We start from the raw sequence: 13,020 nt of genomic DNA, 5'->3' as shown, positions 1-13,020 counted from the left end.
ATGAAACGTGCGATCCTGGTCGGTATCGATGACTATACCCACTTCAAGTCATTGCGAGGATGTGTCAACGATGCGAAGGCTCTGCATCCGTTGCTCGCTCGCAACGAGGATGATTCGGTCAACTTCGACTGCAAGACGATGCTCGGCACGGTCACTCGCGAGAAGTTGTTCGACGGAATCGTATCGCTCCTGGCCGGCGGCGCAGACTTCGCTCTGCTCTACTTCGCCGGCCATGGGCTTCCGGTGGGAGATGACGTCTGTCTGGTCACCAGCGATGGCCAAGGGAATACGCCCGGCGTCCGTTTCAACGAAATCCTGGAAATGGTGGCCGGTTCCGAGGTCGGTGAGATCGTCGTGATATTGGATTGCTGCTTCTCCGGCGGGGCGGGGACGGTCACGGCTCTGAGTCGTCGCCAGGTGCTACTCCGGAACGGACTCTCGCTCCTGACCGCGAGCCGCGGGGACCAACTGTCGGACGAGATCGCGGGTCGTGGAGTTTTCTCCTCGTATCTCGAAGGGGCGCTGGACGGTGGCGCGGCAGATGTGCTCGGTCACGTCACCGTCGCGGGCCTGTACGCCTACCTGTCCGAATCGTTCGGCGCGTGGGACCAGCGCCCCACCTTCAAGGCCAACGTGGACCGGTTGCACGACTTACGTCGGTGCAATCCCTCGGTGCCGTTGGAAACCCTGCGCCGACTGCCCCTCTGGTTCGCTACCCCCGACGAGACGTATCGGCTGGACCCGAGCTACGAGCCCGACGCTGAGCCGAAACATCCCGAACACGAGGCGGTTTTCGCGCAACTGCAAGCGTGCCGCGCAAACAAGTTGGTGGAGCCCGACGGCCATCAGCACATGTATTATGCGGCGATGCAAAGCCTGGGATGCCGACTGACGCCCCTAGGCCGACACTACTGGCAGTTGGCGAAACGAGACCGCCTGTGACGACCATCGGCGTGACCGGGCATCAGTCGCTTCCTGAACTCGCTCGACGACGAGCCGAGACCGACATCCGCGCCTTGCTGACGCGCGAGAACCAACCTCCGGTCGGTATCACCAGCCTGGCGTCGGGTGCTGATCAAATATTCGCGCGCCTAGTACTCGACCATGGCGGCAGCCTGCATGTCGTCATTCCCGCCGAGAACTACGAATCTACCTTCGGCGCCGACGATTTGGCTTCCTATCGCCGGTTGCGCGCGGCAGCGCGCACTGTCACCCACTTGGGCTACGACCGCCCGGATGAGGCGGCATTCCACGCCGCGGGGGTGTTCGTCGTTGAGCACTGCGAGGTGCTTGTGGCGGTCTGGGACGGACAACCCGCACGAGGACCCGGCGGTACCGCGGACGCGGTCGCGTACGCGCGCTCAATCGGACGCCCCATGCTGATCAGTTGGCCGCCGGGAGTGCGTCGGCCGTGATTCCCACTTTTCAAGCATTGGTCGTCGCGCTGCTGATGGTTCTCCCGGGCGCGTCATACACCTTCGCATTCGAACGAGTCGCCGGAAGTTACGGCATCAGCTTCGCCGACCGGCTCATCCGATTCCTGGCCTCGTCCGCGCTTTTCCATGCGTTGTTTGCCGCGCCAGAGTATCTCCTGTTCCGCCATGCCGTGGTCGGCAACCGGCTGGCGACCGGAAAGATCAATCCGTGGCTGGTGGAGGCATCGGTCCTTACTTACGTCATCGTGCCTGTACTGGTTGGCACGCTCCTCGGCTGGGGTCACAAGCACCACAAGAACTGGGCGATTCGACTGGTCGGTGAGGCTCCGGAACCCCGTGCCTGGGACTATCTGTGGCGCCACGCGGAACGTGCGGTCGTCCGGATCAAACTGAAATCCGGGGGCTGGCTGGCCGGATACTACGGCACCACTTCCGAAGGCCGCCGTTCCTACGCGGCCGGATTTCCCGAAGACGGCGACCTGTATCTCGCCCTTGCCTTCGACATCGACAGTGCAACCGGCGCGTTGTCTCTCACGCCTGAGGGCACGCCCACACCCGTCAGCAGCGATCGCGGCCTGTTGATCAGATGGAACGAGATCGAGTACCTCGATATTCAGGAGTATTAGATGCACGACGAGCAGAACGCGGACTCTGATGCGCACGACGACGAGCCACAAAAGCGCGGTGGATACGCAGCGCCGCGACGGCCGTTCGAACTGCCCCGCTCACCTGCTGGCCCCGCCCAGGGCGCCGAATCCCAAACTTCGGAACAATCCACGACAGCACCGAACCTCGATCCGCCGGCCTCTGCGTGACGGCGGCTACTTCACGACGCGCGTAGGGGCGGATACGAATCCCGAATCGGTTGACGTCCAGACGGTTTCAGCGACTCCGCTCGGACAGCAGGTGCCGTCGGATCGACGAAACCAAGACTCCGTCACGCGGAGCGCGCCTTTCCCGCTGGGCTCGATTTTCGTGGTCCAGCTCGGTCCCGTGTCCGGTAGGCGCTTCTTCGGGGTGACGGTTCCCAGACTCCACAGCGCTTGCTGTTTGACCGTCAGTACCACGTCCCCGTTCGCGAGCAACCCGGCCGCCGTGCCGCCGTTGTTGTCGCAGCCGAGACTCACTGCGGCGTAATCATTCCCGTCGCTGAGCAGATCGCCCTGGGCCTCCAGGCGCGCACTCATATGGACGATGCCCCATTGTCGGGAGGTAACCATCGCCTCGCCGTTGTGGAACTCCACCGGCTGTTCCACGTGACAGAACTCCGCCGGCAGGCGCAGGTTCGTCCAGTCGGTGGTGCGGAAATCCGTCGGCGCGGGTCCGATCGCCTTCGGCGCGGAGAGCGGTTCGCGCTCTCTGCTGTCACCTGAATTTAATTGCAGCCAAGCGTCTTCCGGCCCACCGGCGATCGGTGGCAGAGGCTGTACACCACCGCATCCACCGAGCAACAGTGCGCAGAGCACGAAAACCAGTCGTCCCCGGTGCTGTCGGCTACGTCTTGCACGGCGGATCATAAACCTCTCCTGGAACGTATTGTCGCCACAGATCTTCGGTGATCGTTTCCGAGTACCGGCAGAGCCGTATCACTCCGGCGCCGACGTCGATATCGACCAGCCGGACGCCCTGTGGTGTTGTGAGCGCAAGGAGCTTTCCATCAGGACTAATCGAGTTGCCGGAATCGCCGTCCGCGGAGGGCGAACTCCACACCTCGACGAGATCGTCACCATAAAGCGTCCACAACTTGGCCACGCGGTCACTGCCCCACGAGACGACCAGATCGCCGGAGCTTCTCGCTTCTATGCCCTCGATCCCTCCCGCATGACCGGCCCGACTGGTAATCATGTGCGGCGACGCGGGACGCGACACGTCCCAGACCGAAATCGCGCCCTTTTCATCGCCCACGACGAGGGTGGAATGATCGAGGAACTGCACTCGTGTCGCATGGCTGCGTGGAGCGAATGTGGCGAACTGCGCGGGCCGATTCTCGTCTCGGCGGTCCCACACCGCCACTTGCCCCTCGGAGCTGACGATTGCCAGATATCGTCCGGTATCAGGACTGAAAGACGCAGAGCGGACGTTGCGCACCCCGGTCAAGACCATCACCCGGCGCAACTCACCAGTCGCGGACACCTGCCACACCGTGCTGTCGGCGCTCGTTTCCGCAGCAAAGATCAGACCATGCGGTCCCGCAGTCAGTGGACCGTGCAGCTCGGGTGGCGCCGATCGGGATTCTCCGTACGTCCCGTTATCGCGGACGAGAGTCACCTGCGGCGGCGAGCTACGCACTATCCCATAGCCCTCTCCATCCAGGCTCATAAAGTCGAAGGTGGAAGACTGGGACACGTTGAGGTCGGAAATTGGGTTCGGTTCCGAACCGCCGGCGACGTTCCAGATACGTGCCGGACGAGAAACGAATAGAAGTCGACCATCGGGCGAGAACCTCGGCGTGCCGCCCTCGACATTCAAGCGAACCGACCATGAGCCTTGACGGAACCCGTCCACGGGCCACAGCCGAAGCGATCCACGGTCCGGGTTGTCCGGCCGTGATACCGTGGCGCCTTCCGAGCCCGAGGCGGCGAGCATCCTGCCGTCGGGCGAGAAGACGAGCCGCCGCAACGCGCCTGTCTGGCCCCGAAGCATGTCGCCAGCCTTCGGGGAGAAGGGATCACTGATATCCCACAATCGTATTGTTCCCGAACCACTTCCGACCACGGCGAGGGTGTCGCCATCCGGACTGAACGCCACCTGCTGGGCCTCATAGTCCTCGACCGACAGAATGCCGAGCGGCCTAGGCGCCCTCGGTTCGGTCGTGTCCCACAGGCGTACTGTAGCTCCGTCGAGGGTCGCGAATATGGGAGCCACCGGGCTGAAGGCGCCGAGTGCGCCGGGCATCGAAACCTCGGAGATCGGCTGGATCTCACCGTGCGGGTCGACGAACGAGAAATTGACCATCGCCCCGGAACCCCCATTGGTCGCTAGCATCCGGGTGCGGCGGTCTATGACCGCAGCAGAACTCGTGCGCAGTTGTCCGCCGGTTCCGCCCTGCGCACCGAGAATCGACGCGGTGCTCGACTCCCCTTTCACTATGAGATCGTTGCCCACGAACTGCAACGCGTAGACGAAAGATTCGGAGCGGCCTCGTTTCCAGCGCACCTGAGGTTTCGCGGGATCGGTAAGGTCGTACAAGATCACCTCGCCAAACCGGCTGCCAACGGCGAGTTCGGTCCCGTCGTCGGAAAATGTGACCACACCGGCGTACCCGCTTTGATCGCTGCGTTGTGCGAGCACCCGCCCGGTGCGCACGTCCACGATCTGCAACCCTTCGTCAGAAACCGACGCCAGAATTCTGCCGTCGGGACGGAAGGCCGCCGCACGCACAAGTCCGCGAGCGTAGATCTGCCGAGACCACGCAGCGCTCCTCTGTATGGCGCCGTTCACTTGCGGTGTCTGGGCGAGACGATACGCGTGCGCTAGCAACTGTCGCGCGGTGTCCGGGTCCGATTCAGACAGTCCATCGGACTCGGCGACCAACAGGCGCGACATCGCGAGCATCGACTTCTCTCTGACAGAGTCCCTGCTCTGAGCCACCGCGGCCAAACTGATTCCGGTTGCCGCCAGCGCGAACACGAGCAGTGAGACCATCACGGCTGCAACCCATTTCAGAATCCGTCGCTGATTTGTGTGCGTTCCGATGAGGACGTTCTTCGGCACGCCGTCCAAGCGGGCGGCAAGCTCCACCACCAGTTCCCGAAACCTCGGGTCCGAAGCGAAATTGTCCTGGCCGTACGCCCACCGCTGATCCGAATACACAAACTCCGGCAACGGGAAATCGAGCAGGCGTGGCGGGACTGCAGACGAACGCGGATCCAAGAAAGCGCCTGTCTGCCAAAGGATCTCACCGCCGGTGAGGACCACGAGCAAAGTTTCCGAAGGGCGATTACTCAGCCACCAGGCAACCTCGTCCTGAACATGACGCGACCGCGCCGCGCGCTCGTTCGCCAGCAGGATCATCCACCGCGAGTCTGCCAGACCCGCCCGAGCAGCCGGCTGCAATTCATCCCCGATCGAGACTTCGGTCTTGTCTCGAAACACTCGACGACATCGCAGTTGATAGAATCGTCGACCGTACTTCTCGAGTTCCCGTTGCAAAGCTGTCGCGAACTCCAGATCGTGTTCATGGTTGTAGGAAATGAATCCCGAGTAGAACTGACCATGATCGTTCCCGGCATCGGACCGATGCGTTATCAAACCCGAACCCCTTGACTAGACCGTCAGGCCCCCGCGCCCAGACTCACGTAAGTGCGATCATTACACATACGCTCTGTGCGCACAGGTGATGTCGGTCAATCAAGTTCGATGCGCATCGCCAACTCGATCGCCGCTAACATCAACTACCCGGTCTGCAGGCGGTCTCGGAGGGGGTCGGCAAGGTCCGGGGTCGGCGGCGGCGGGACTCATCAAGTGCTGGGCCAAGTCTTGTGCGCCCTCGTCATGATCCTGTGCGTTCTGGAGGTCCAGTGCTGCCTGGTCTCGTCGCCGAAGCACGTCGTGCGAGCTGGGACAGCCCTTTCCAGGCGCTCTTGCCGGCCTCTCCGGCGGCCGATTTTGTGATCAGTCCGAGCAGCAGGCCGATGGAGATGGGGCCCATGCGCCCCTCAGACATGCGCGCCGAGCGAAGCGCCTGGCAATCCTTCGTTCAACGCTCAATTGCCAGCTCCTTGCGTGTGAGTTTCGCGATCTCTTGCTCCAGCTCGTGTTCGCTAACCGGAAGCTGTTTCGTTCTGCGCGAAGCACTTTCAACATCGCAAGGTCGATTTCTGCACTCTCCTCTGGACTGCCGGGAGCGCGGTGAACAGAGTTCGCGCCCTTCCTCGGAGGGCTGGGCGGAGGTGATCGACTTCCCTGACAGCGCGGCCTCCATCGTCTGGTCCCGTCGGCGTCTTCCTTGCTGAACCCGTCGGGAATCAGTTCGACCGCCGAACGAGTGCAGGACTGCCGACGGACGCGCGTTCCGGTCCGAACCAAGTGCCCGGTCGCAGGCCGCGGCTATCAGCACCGGACCGCACGGGAGCCGGGACATCGGCGGCGGCGTGGGGATCACGTCGCAGCAGCGGCGTTCCTTTCCCGTTGCGGCTTTGCGCGTTGACTTGGCTATATCGGTTAGTCGGACATGGCGGCTCGCCGCGCCGGGCCTCGGTGGCCTTCGGGCGATCGTGCCGTCAGGTCGTTGCCATCCGGCCGGCTTCCCGAGAGACATCAGATCACAAGGCGATTCCGCGCTCGATCATCCGTAGTACGCAGGCGGGTGTTGCGGCCGCGTCGGTTTCATCGCATCGGTAATCCAGCCGATCGCCATCATCGCGAAGAGCGCTAGATATGGGACCTCGAACGTCCATCCCATCAGCGTGCGAGCGATCGACGGATTGTGCGCCTGAACGACGAGCCGGGTTCCGAGTAGATACGGCCATTCCACGAGCCAGAGCACGGCCAGTGCGAGACAGCCGGCGAACAGCGTTCGAGCACGGGCAGACAGCCGCAGGCTGAAGATGACGACGATGGTCGACCGCGGCCGCGTCGGCGACCCCTCCAGCCGCTACCGGCAGAGAACGGGCCGACGCCGGCGCCGAAACCTCGCGTTGATTCCCCATGCGGACGCCCATTACGCGCCCGCCGATGCCGAGTCGCATCTATCCGCGGTGGCCGCCGCCACCGTGGTGGACGTGGCCCTGGTTCTTCTCCTCGCCGCCGCGGTGCGAGCACGTACCGGGACCGGTGCTCGGGCTCACCGTGCCGTCGCCGTAGCTGGGTCTGGAAGCGGATCCGTTTCCGGCAGAACCGGTGTCGATGTTCGCCCTCGACAAGATATTCGGCGTCCGCGTCGGCCGGGCGCCGCGACACATAGGCAACACGCCGAGCACGCTGTAACGGCGGTGAACGCGCGGCGAAACACACTCCCTGTTCACTCAGATGGGGCAGCTCCGGTATGCACTCAGTACGTGCGGGATCTTGTTGCACCATAACGCTTTCGTTCGAACTCCCCCGGGATCCGACGGGGCCAACACAGAGCCCCGGCGACAGCCCATCGCCGACCTGAAAATTCTTGATCCTGGTCCAGGAGCCGTCGCGGTCGACGAACCCATACCGGTGCAAGCGATATCGAGGACTCCTTCGGTGGCGGCGGCGAAAAACCCTCGGCGGCAACATGTTCGGTTGACGAGTCTCAGCCCCCACGCGTACCGTCCGGTCATCGACGCACCTCGGCGCCGAGGTGATGGACGCTCGACATAAGGGGGTCTCGTGCTCATCATGGTCGGCATCGCGCTCGGGCTGTGGTGGGACCAACGCTCCGAGGCGCGCCACTGGGCCTCGGCCTCCCAGCCCAGCGCCCGCGGCAGGCCGCGCTCTACACGACCGCGGCGTATGCTGCTGCGGCTCGGCTGGTCCGCACGCCTCATCGGCGCGATCGGGCTCAGCGGCGGACACGCCCTCGATAGCGTCATCGCGTCACTTCCCCTGCTGTGGAACGGGATGCTGGCATTGTCCTACGATGCCGCCGGGGTGTTCCTCATCGCCGTCAGCTTCCCGGCCCTGAGGCTCGGTCGCCAATATAGTGCGCGGATCGTCACCACCTTCGATGAACTGGACGACACCCGTTACCTGCTCTATCTGCGTTCCTTCGCCTACGATCGGGCGCTCGCGGCCGCTGCGCCCACCAGTCCCCGCTGGTGGATGAATTCTCCCTACGAAATCCTTCTCGGCATCGGGCTCACCGTGGAGGACGTCGTCGTGCGACAATTCGCCGCAGCAGGTCGGGTTGTGGCGGTCGGCCGTCCCGGCGAGCGGTTGCCGTTGATCGGCGCCCAGCGCGGTTACCTGCCCGCCGAGGATTGGCAGGGCGCGGTGACCGAACTTCTGCGGGGCGCGCACGCGGTCCTGATGATGGCTTCGCTGGGACGCGGGACGATCTGGGAATTCACCGAGGCGGTCCGTACCGTGCCCCCCACGCGGCTGGTTCTGTTGATCGCCGGTGACGCGGAGGAATACGCGCATTTCCGGTCCGCGGTGACGCAGGAAGACACGCGTCGGGCTGCGGGCCGACCAGATTGGCCGGCGCCGCCGCGACTGCCCGACCTTCCCGCCTGTACTCCGCCGACCACAGGGGTGCACTGGAAATTTCCGCTGCATACGATCATCACCTTCGATACCGCGTGGCATCCCACCGTCACCGGATTCCATCCGGTCCTACCCCGGCTGCGCTGGATATGGACCGCGCGCCGCCGCGTCCGCCGAGAGCTGGCACCGATCGTCGACCCCCTTATTCGATTGCCGCCTCGCCCCTGCGCTGCCGACCATGAATGAGCCTCCAGAACCTCAACCCCGACAGAAGCGTCAACAGTTCACATTTGCAGAAGCCGGGATCATATCGAGCCGAACTTGGGTACTGAACCCGCACTCGAACGTCACCGTTGCGCCCTGGGGCGAGTGCGCTCGTGCGTCGAGTTCGCCTCACGTATGCCGCAGTTTCGTCCTCGAGCCGCTTTCCTCGCTTCACCTGTTCAACACTGCAGCGACCACCTCAGCTGGATCCGGGAACAAGCCGCACACGGTGAGGCAAACGCCCACGCTGCGGTTGGCGAGTATCACCATCGACCACCGTGGTGGGATAGGGCGGGTGAACGACAGAAGGGCCTCGATGATGTCCGACTCGGCCTCGCCTCCGACATTGATGGCGGTGATGGCCCATCCGGACGATGAATCCACCAGTGCGGGAGGCGTTTTAAGCTTGTACGCACGACGCGGGGTGCGCACCGTGTTGGTGACCTGCACGAATGGTGAGTACGGCGACGGAGTCGCCGGTGCGAAACCGGGTTCTGAGGGACACAGCGCGGGGAAGGTCGCCCGGACCCGGCTGGAGGAGCTGCGCGCAGCTTGCACGCACCTCGGGGTCGACGCGCTCGAACTACTCTCTCATCACGATTCGGGCTCTATCTATCAGATGCGTCCGGCATGCACAGTATTCGCGGACATTCCACTGCAGACCGTCGCGGAGGAGTTGAGCGCCCTCATCGATAAACACTGCCCGCAGGTCGTTGTCACTCACGAGCCGACCGGCACTCGGCATGTCGATCACATCCATGCGGCGACGGCAACCGAAGTCGCTGTTCGCGCCGGTAACGTGGTGGCCAAGTTGTATTACGCGGCCCATGGGACGCGGTATTGGAACCGGGTGTGAGGTGCTCTCCGGCAGGCAGGCATCGACTACCCTGAACCCGACCCCGGTCGACGCCGAGTCACCGACCGTATCGATGAACAAATAGCAGCTCGTATCGATATCCGTTCAGTCGTTTCCAGAAAGCGGGCGGCGCTGTTTCCCATGTCAGCCAGATCCACACCTCCACCACCGCGAAGGTACCGGTGGAATACTGGCCCACGGTCTTCGCTGTCGAAGAGTACATTCGCGCCTACGACGTGACCGGGGCGCCGATGCCGGAAGTAGATCTCTTTGCCGGACTCATTTAAGCGGTCGAAAAGAATCGAACATGTTGGCCGGACTAGTGTGATGACCGTATTCGTCAGTGCGTCGAGTTGCTACCCAGCAGCGTCGACGATCACTTTTCGAAGCTATCGGCGCTACAGCTGTTCGAGTGACCGGATCTTCTCCGGAGCTGGGCTGCCATTGCGTCGTTTACACAGCCCGGGCCTTCGAACCGCGGAAAGGTACGGAGTATGACGAATCATCGTGCTGCGCTGCGTTTTTCGGTCCTGGATACGGCGCCGATCGTGCAGGGCTCGAACGCGAAGACCGCACTGCTCGAATGTATCGAGCTGGCGCGGTTCGTCGACAGGCTCGGCTACCACCGGTTTTGGGTACCCGAGCATCACGGTATGCGCGGAGTGGCCAGTGCCGCACCGGCAGTCATCATCGACCGCGTCGCGTCGGTGACCCGTCATGTGCGAGTGGGAGCTGGCGGTGTCATGACACCGAATCACTCACCCATCGTGATCGCAGAACAATTCGGCACGTTGGAGGTCTTTCACCCCGGCCGTATCGACCTCGGATTGGGCCGGGCCCTTGGCGGGCCACGCGAAGTTGCCGATCGTATCCGCAGCTCACACGAGCGGTCGGCCGTCCCCTTCGAAGAACAGATCCGGGATCTGCTGGGCATGTTCGATCCGACGACGGAGGGCCGCGTCGTGGCAGTGCCCGCCCAAGGCAGCCGACCTGAGATCTGGATGCTCGGAAGCAGCGACTACACAGCGCGTGTCGCCGGTGTGCTCGGGCTTCCTTTCGTCGCCGCTCATCATCTCGAGCCGGGAAACGCCGTCGCGGCCACTCGTGTCTACCGGCAGACCTTTCAGCCTTCACTGTTGTGTCCCGGGCCGCGGGTCATGGTCAGCGTGTCGGCGATCGCTGCCGACAGCGACGAACGTGCCCGGTGGCTGTCCGGATCACTGAGAATGAAGATTGCGCGGCGAAAAGAGGTGCAGCCCATACGTTTACCCAGCCCGCAGACCGCAGATCACTACGGATACGCGGCCGGACGCGACATCGCGGATGAACTCGACGGGGTTTTCGTCGGGGCAGCCGCGACGGTGTTGCCGCAGTTGCGCGAGTTGGCAGAGGCGACCGACGCGGAGGAACTTCTGATCAAGACCGATCTCTACGACCCGCACGACCGACGCAGGTCGTTCGAGTTGCTGGCCGCGGGGCTCGCCGGCGCAGTAGGCAGGTAAGGGGTTACCGGGCGGCGAGGAGGCCACACGGGAGCACGTCGAGCTAAGTGGCTGTCGCACACAGTTGTTTGCACAGTCCCTCCGGTCTTGACGCGGCGACTGGGTGGAGGATGATGGGCAGCTTCATGCCGGCCTCCCGAAGCACTGCTATGCGTGAATCGGGGCGTTCGCGGGATTCCCTTTGAGGGTGCTGGATCGAGGCGAAGCTTTCGCGGGGATGCAGGGCTTTCACCTGGCGGATCAGGTATGTGGGTACGTGTTGTCATCCGGGCCTCCTCCTGTCAGGGGGTGTGCTGTTCGTCGACGACGTGGGGTTGTAAGCGACGGCGCGCGGCTGAAAGCCCAGGGATTGCTGAAGATTCGCTATTGGTTGAATTGGGTGGTCTTTCCAGCGTGTCGACACCCGGGATCGGCTCATGCGTGGCTGTTGCGATGTCCGCTGGCGGGGCGCATGGGGATTCTGCGTTTGTGGAGTGCGTCTTTGATTGTGCTGGCGGGTGTTCCGGTGAGTCGGCTGCAGGATGCGAGGGAGTGGCCGGCGAGGTAGAGGTTTTCGAGGTGGTTGATGTCGGCGTCGGTGAGGGGCTGGTGTCGGCGGGTGACGCATTCTCGGTTGAGCAAGTTCAGGACGGCGGTTTTTGAGATGTCGTATCTGGCGGCTAGTTCGAGGGTGGTGGCGCCATCTCGGTAGGCGTGGACGAGTTGGTCGATGGTGTGGCGGGGGAGTCGGCGTTGAATGTTCCGGGCCGACTTGGGCCGAACCGGCCCGGCTGATTTCCGCTGCCGTCGCGTGGGTTCGGGGTTGTCGGATTGGATTCCGGCGGTGAGCTTTTCGAGTTTCCGCAGGTCGTCTCGTTTCGCGTAACGCCTAGCCAGGTCCACAAATTCTTATAATGCCTGGTCGGAGGCTTTTCTGAATTCTGGCCTTTCGTTGTCTTTGGGTTGGTTTTCGGCCCGTGTAGTCGTCTGATCTGCGGAAATATCGTTCTTTTCCTGTTTCGAACCCAGCTGGGTGTTTTGCGCCTTCTGATGCAGGTGTGGCATATGTGATGTTCGTGGTCATTGGATTCGGTAGGCGCTCCTGTCGTCGGGTGGTGCCTCGTCGAGCTAGCTACTCCTGGTCGGTCCATCGTCAGGTGCTGGGCAAGCCCGGATCTGGAGGCACGTAACCGAATTCGTCACTGCCCGGGGATGCGGCAACGATCGGTCGTGACGTCCAACTGGCCGTTGATGATGTTCTGGTGGACAAACACCGTGCCGTTGCAGATGTAGGCGAGGTCGCTATCTCTGGGCTGGATGAGCGTCGCTTCCTCGACCTTCCCGCTGGTGGGCGTGCCCTCGTCGGCCTGGCAGTTCTGCCCCCTGATGGCCCTGGTTCCGTCGAGTTCCGTCGCACCGAACCCTTGCTCCGCGATGTCGCAGGTGTAGACCGGCAGCGGACCGAGCGGCTCGGCTGAGGCCGTCGGCGCCCACACTGTCACCGTGGCCGCGGCGGCGAGGAAGGCGGTGGGCACAAGGGGCCGGGCACAACGAGCATCACGCATTTTCGACCTCCTGGGGTGTCGTACCGATCCGGTCGTGCCGCCACGAGGCCGGCTTCTCCCCGCGACAGCGCAAGAAACTTGCTGGACAAGCTGATCGACAGGCCGGCCGCGCTCACGCGCGGCGCCGGGCAGACAACCCGACGCAACCACGGTAGGCGCACCGCCTGCATCGGCCGACACGTCCGCTCACCCCGGCGTGTCCGGCCCTCACACCTGTGCACCTGCAGAGTCGGACACGGTGTGGTTCGAGGCCGAACGGGTCGCTTCGGCATTGGACCGGCGACTGCTGGTGGCTCTTGCGT

Annotated in this window: 9 protein-coding genes; 6 read left to right on the top strand and 3 right to left on the bottom strand. The window is 63.4% G+C overall.

The window, feature by feature from the left end; translation table 11 throughout:
• Genes NA3_RS04275 through NA3_RS04265 form a run of 3 tightly spaced genes read left to right on the top strand, consistent with a single transcriptional unit; the run spans nt 1 to nt 2,062 of the window.
• Nucleotides 1-942, top strand: a complete 942-nt coding sequence (locus NA3_RS04275) for a caspase family protein (RefSeq protein WP_062962267.1) — start codon at nt 1-3, stop codon at nt 940-942.
• Nucleotides 939-1,415: a TIR domain-containing protein gene (locus NA3_RS04270; RefSeq protein ID WP_062962266.1), complete on the top strand. Its 477-nt coding sequence runs from the start codon at nt 939-941 to the stop codon at nt 1,413-1,415. The genes NA3_RS04275 and NA3_RS04270 overlap by 4 nt, the downstream gene beginning before the upstream one ends.
• On the top strand, nt 1,412-2,062 hold the full coding sequence (locus NA3_RS04265) for a DUF6338 family protein (protein ID WP_128145355.1): 651 nt from the start codon (nt 1,412-1,414) through the stop codon (nt 2,060-2,062). The genes NA3_RS04270 and NA3_RS04265 overlap by 4 nt, the downstream gene beginning before the upstream one ends.
• Nucleotides 2,063-2,257: 195 nt before the next feature.
• Here the strand turns inward: NA3_RS04265 and NA3_RS04260 are convergent, their stop codons facing one another.
• The gene (locus tag NA3_RS04260) at nt 2,258-2,953 is read right to left on the bottom strand and encodes a hypothetical protein (protein ID WP_157126526.1); all 696 of its coding nucleotides are present in this window, start codon (nt 2,951-2,953) and stop codon (nt 2,258-2,260) included.
• The gene (locus NA3_RS04255) at nt 2,931-5,687 is read right to left on the bottom strand and encodes a TIR domain-containing protein (protein WP_084491128.1); all 2,757 of its coding nucleotides are present in this window, start codon (nt 5,685-5,687) and stop codon (nt 2,931-2,933) included. Before NA3_RS04255 ends, NA3_RS04260 begins: the two co-directional genes overlap by 23 nt.
• Before the next feature lie 2,049 nt (nt 5,688-7,736).
• Between NA3_RS04255 and NA3_RS04245 the strand changes: the two genes are divergently transcribed.
• The 3 genes from NA3_RS04245 (at nt 7,737) to NA3_RS04235 (ending at nt 11,174) form a co-directional block, all read left to right on the top strand.
• On the top strand, nt 7,737-8,798 hold the full coding sequence (locus NA3_RS04245; protein WP_062962261.1) for a hypothetical protein: 1,062 nt from the start codon (nt 7,737-7,739) through the stop codon (nt 8,796-8,798).
• Between the two features lie 334 nt (nt 8,799-9,132).
• Nucleotides 9,133-9,672 (top strand): PIG-L family deacetylase, encoded by a 540-nt coding sequence (locus NA3_RS37520; RefSeq protein WP_181838477.1) that lies wholly within the window; start codon nt 9,133-9,135, stop codon nt 9,670-9,672.
• Nucleotides 9,673-10,166: 494 nt separating this feature from the next.
• Nucleotides 10,167-11,174 (top strand): LLM class flavin-dependent oxidoreductase, encoded by a 1,008-nt coding sequence (locus NA3_RS04235; RefSeq protein ID WP_062962259.1) that lies wholly within the window; start codon nt 10,167-10,169, stop codon nt 11,172-11,174.
• Nucleotides 11,175-12,352: 1,178 nt separating this feature from the next.
• Here the strand turns inward: NA3_RS04235 and NA3_RS04225 are convergent.
• Nucleotides 12,353-12,718, bottom strand: coding sequence for a hypothetical protein (locus tag NA3_RS04225; RefSeq protein WP_147287708.1), 366 nt, complete (start codon nt 12,716-12,718; stop codon nt 12,353-12,355).
• Nucleotides 12,719-13,020 lie beyond the last annotated feature (302 nt).

It is taken from the genome of Nocardia africana NBRC 100379 (assembly GCF_001612635.1).
Lineage (GTDB): Bacteria > Actinomycetota > Actinomycetes > Mycobacteriales > Mycobacteriaceae > Nocardia > Nocardia africana.
Note: the sequence above shows the minus strand (reverse complement) of the source record. Positions and strands in the feature narration are given on the sequence as shown.

Excerpts from the sequence above, each read along its gene's own strand:
- NA3_RS04275 (WP_062962267.1), top strand. The coding sequence starts at position 1 with ATGAAACGTGCGATCCTGGTCGGTATCGATGACTATACCCACTTCAAG.
- NA3_RS04260 (WP_157126526.1), bottom strand. The coding sequence starts at position 2,953 with ATGATCCGCCGTGCAAGACGTAGCCGACAGCACCGGGGACGACTGGTT.
- NA3_RS37520 (WP_181838477.1), top strand. The coding sequence starts at position 9,133 with ATGATGTCCGACTCGGCCTCGCCTCCGACATTGATGGCGGTGATGGCC.
- NA3_RS04235 (WP_062962259.1), top strand. The coding sequence starts at position 10,167 with ATGACGAATCATCGTGCTGCGCTGCGTTTTTCGGTCCTGGATACGGCG.
- NA3_RS04225 (WP_147287708.1), bottom strand. The coding sequence starts at position 12,718 with ATGCGTGATGCTCGTTGTGCCCGGCCCCTTGTGCCCACCGCCTTCCTC.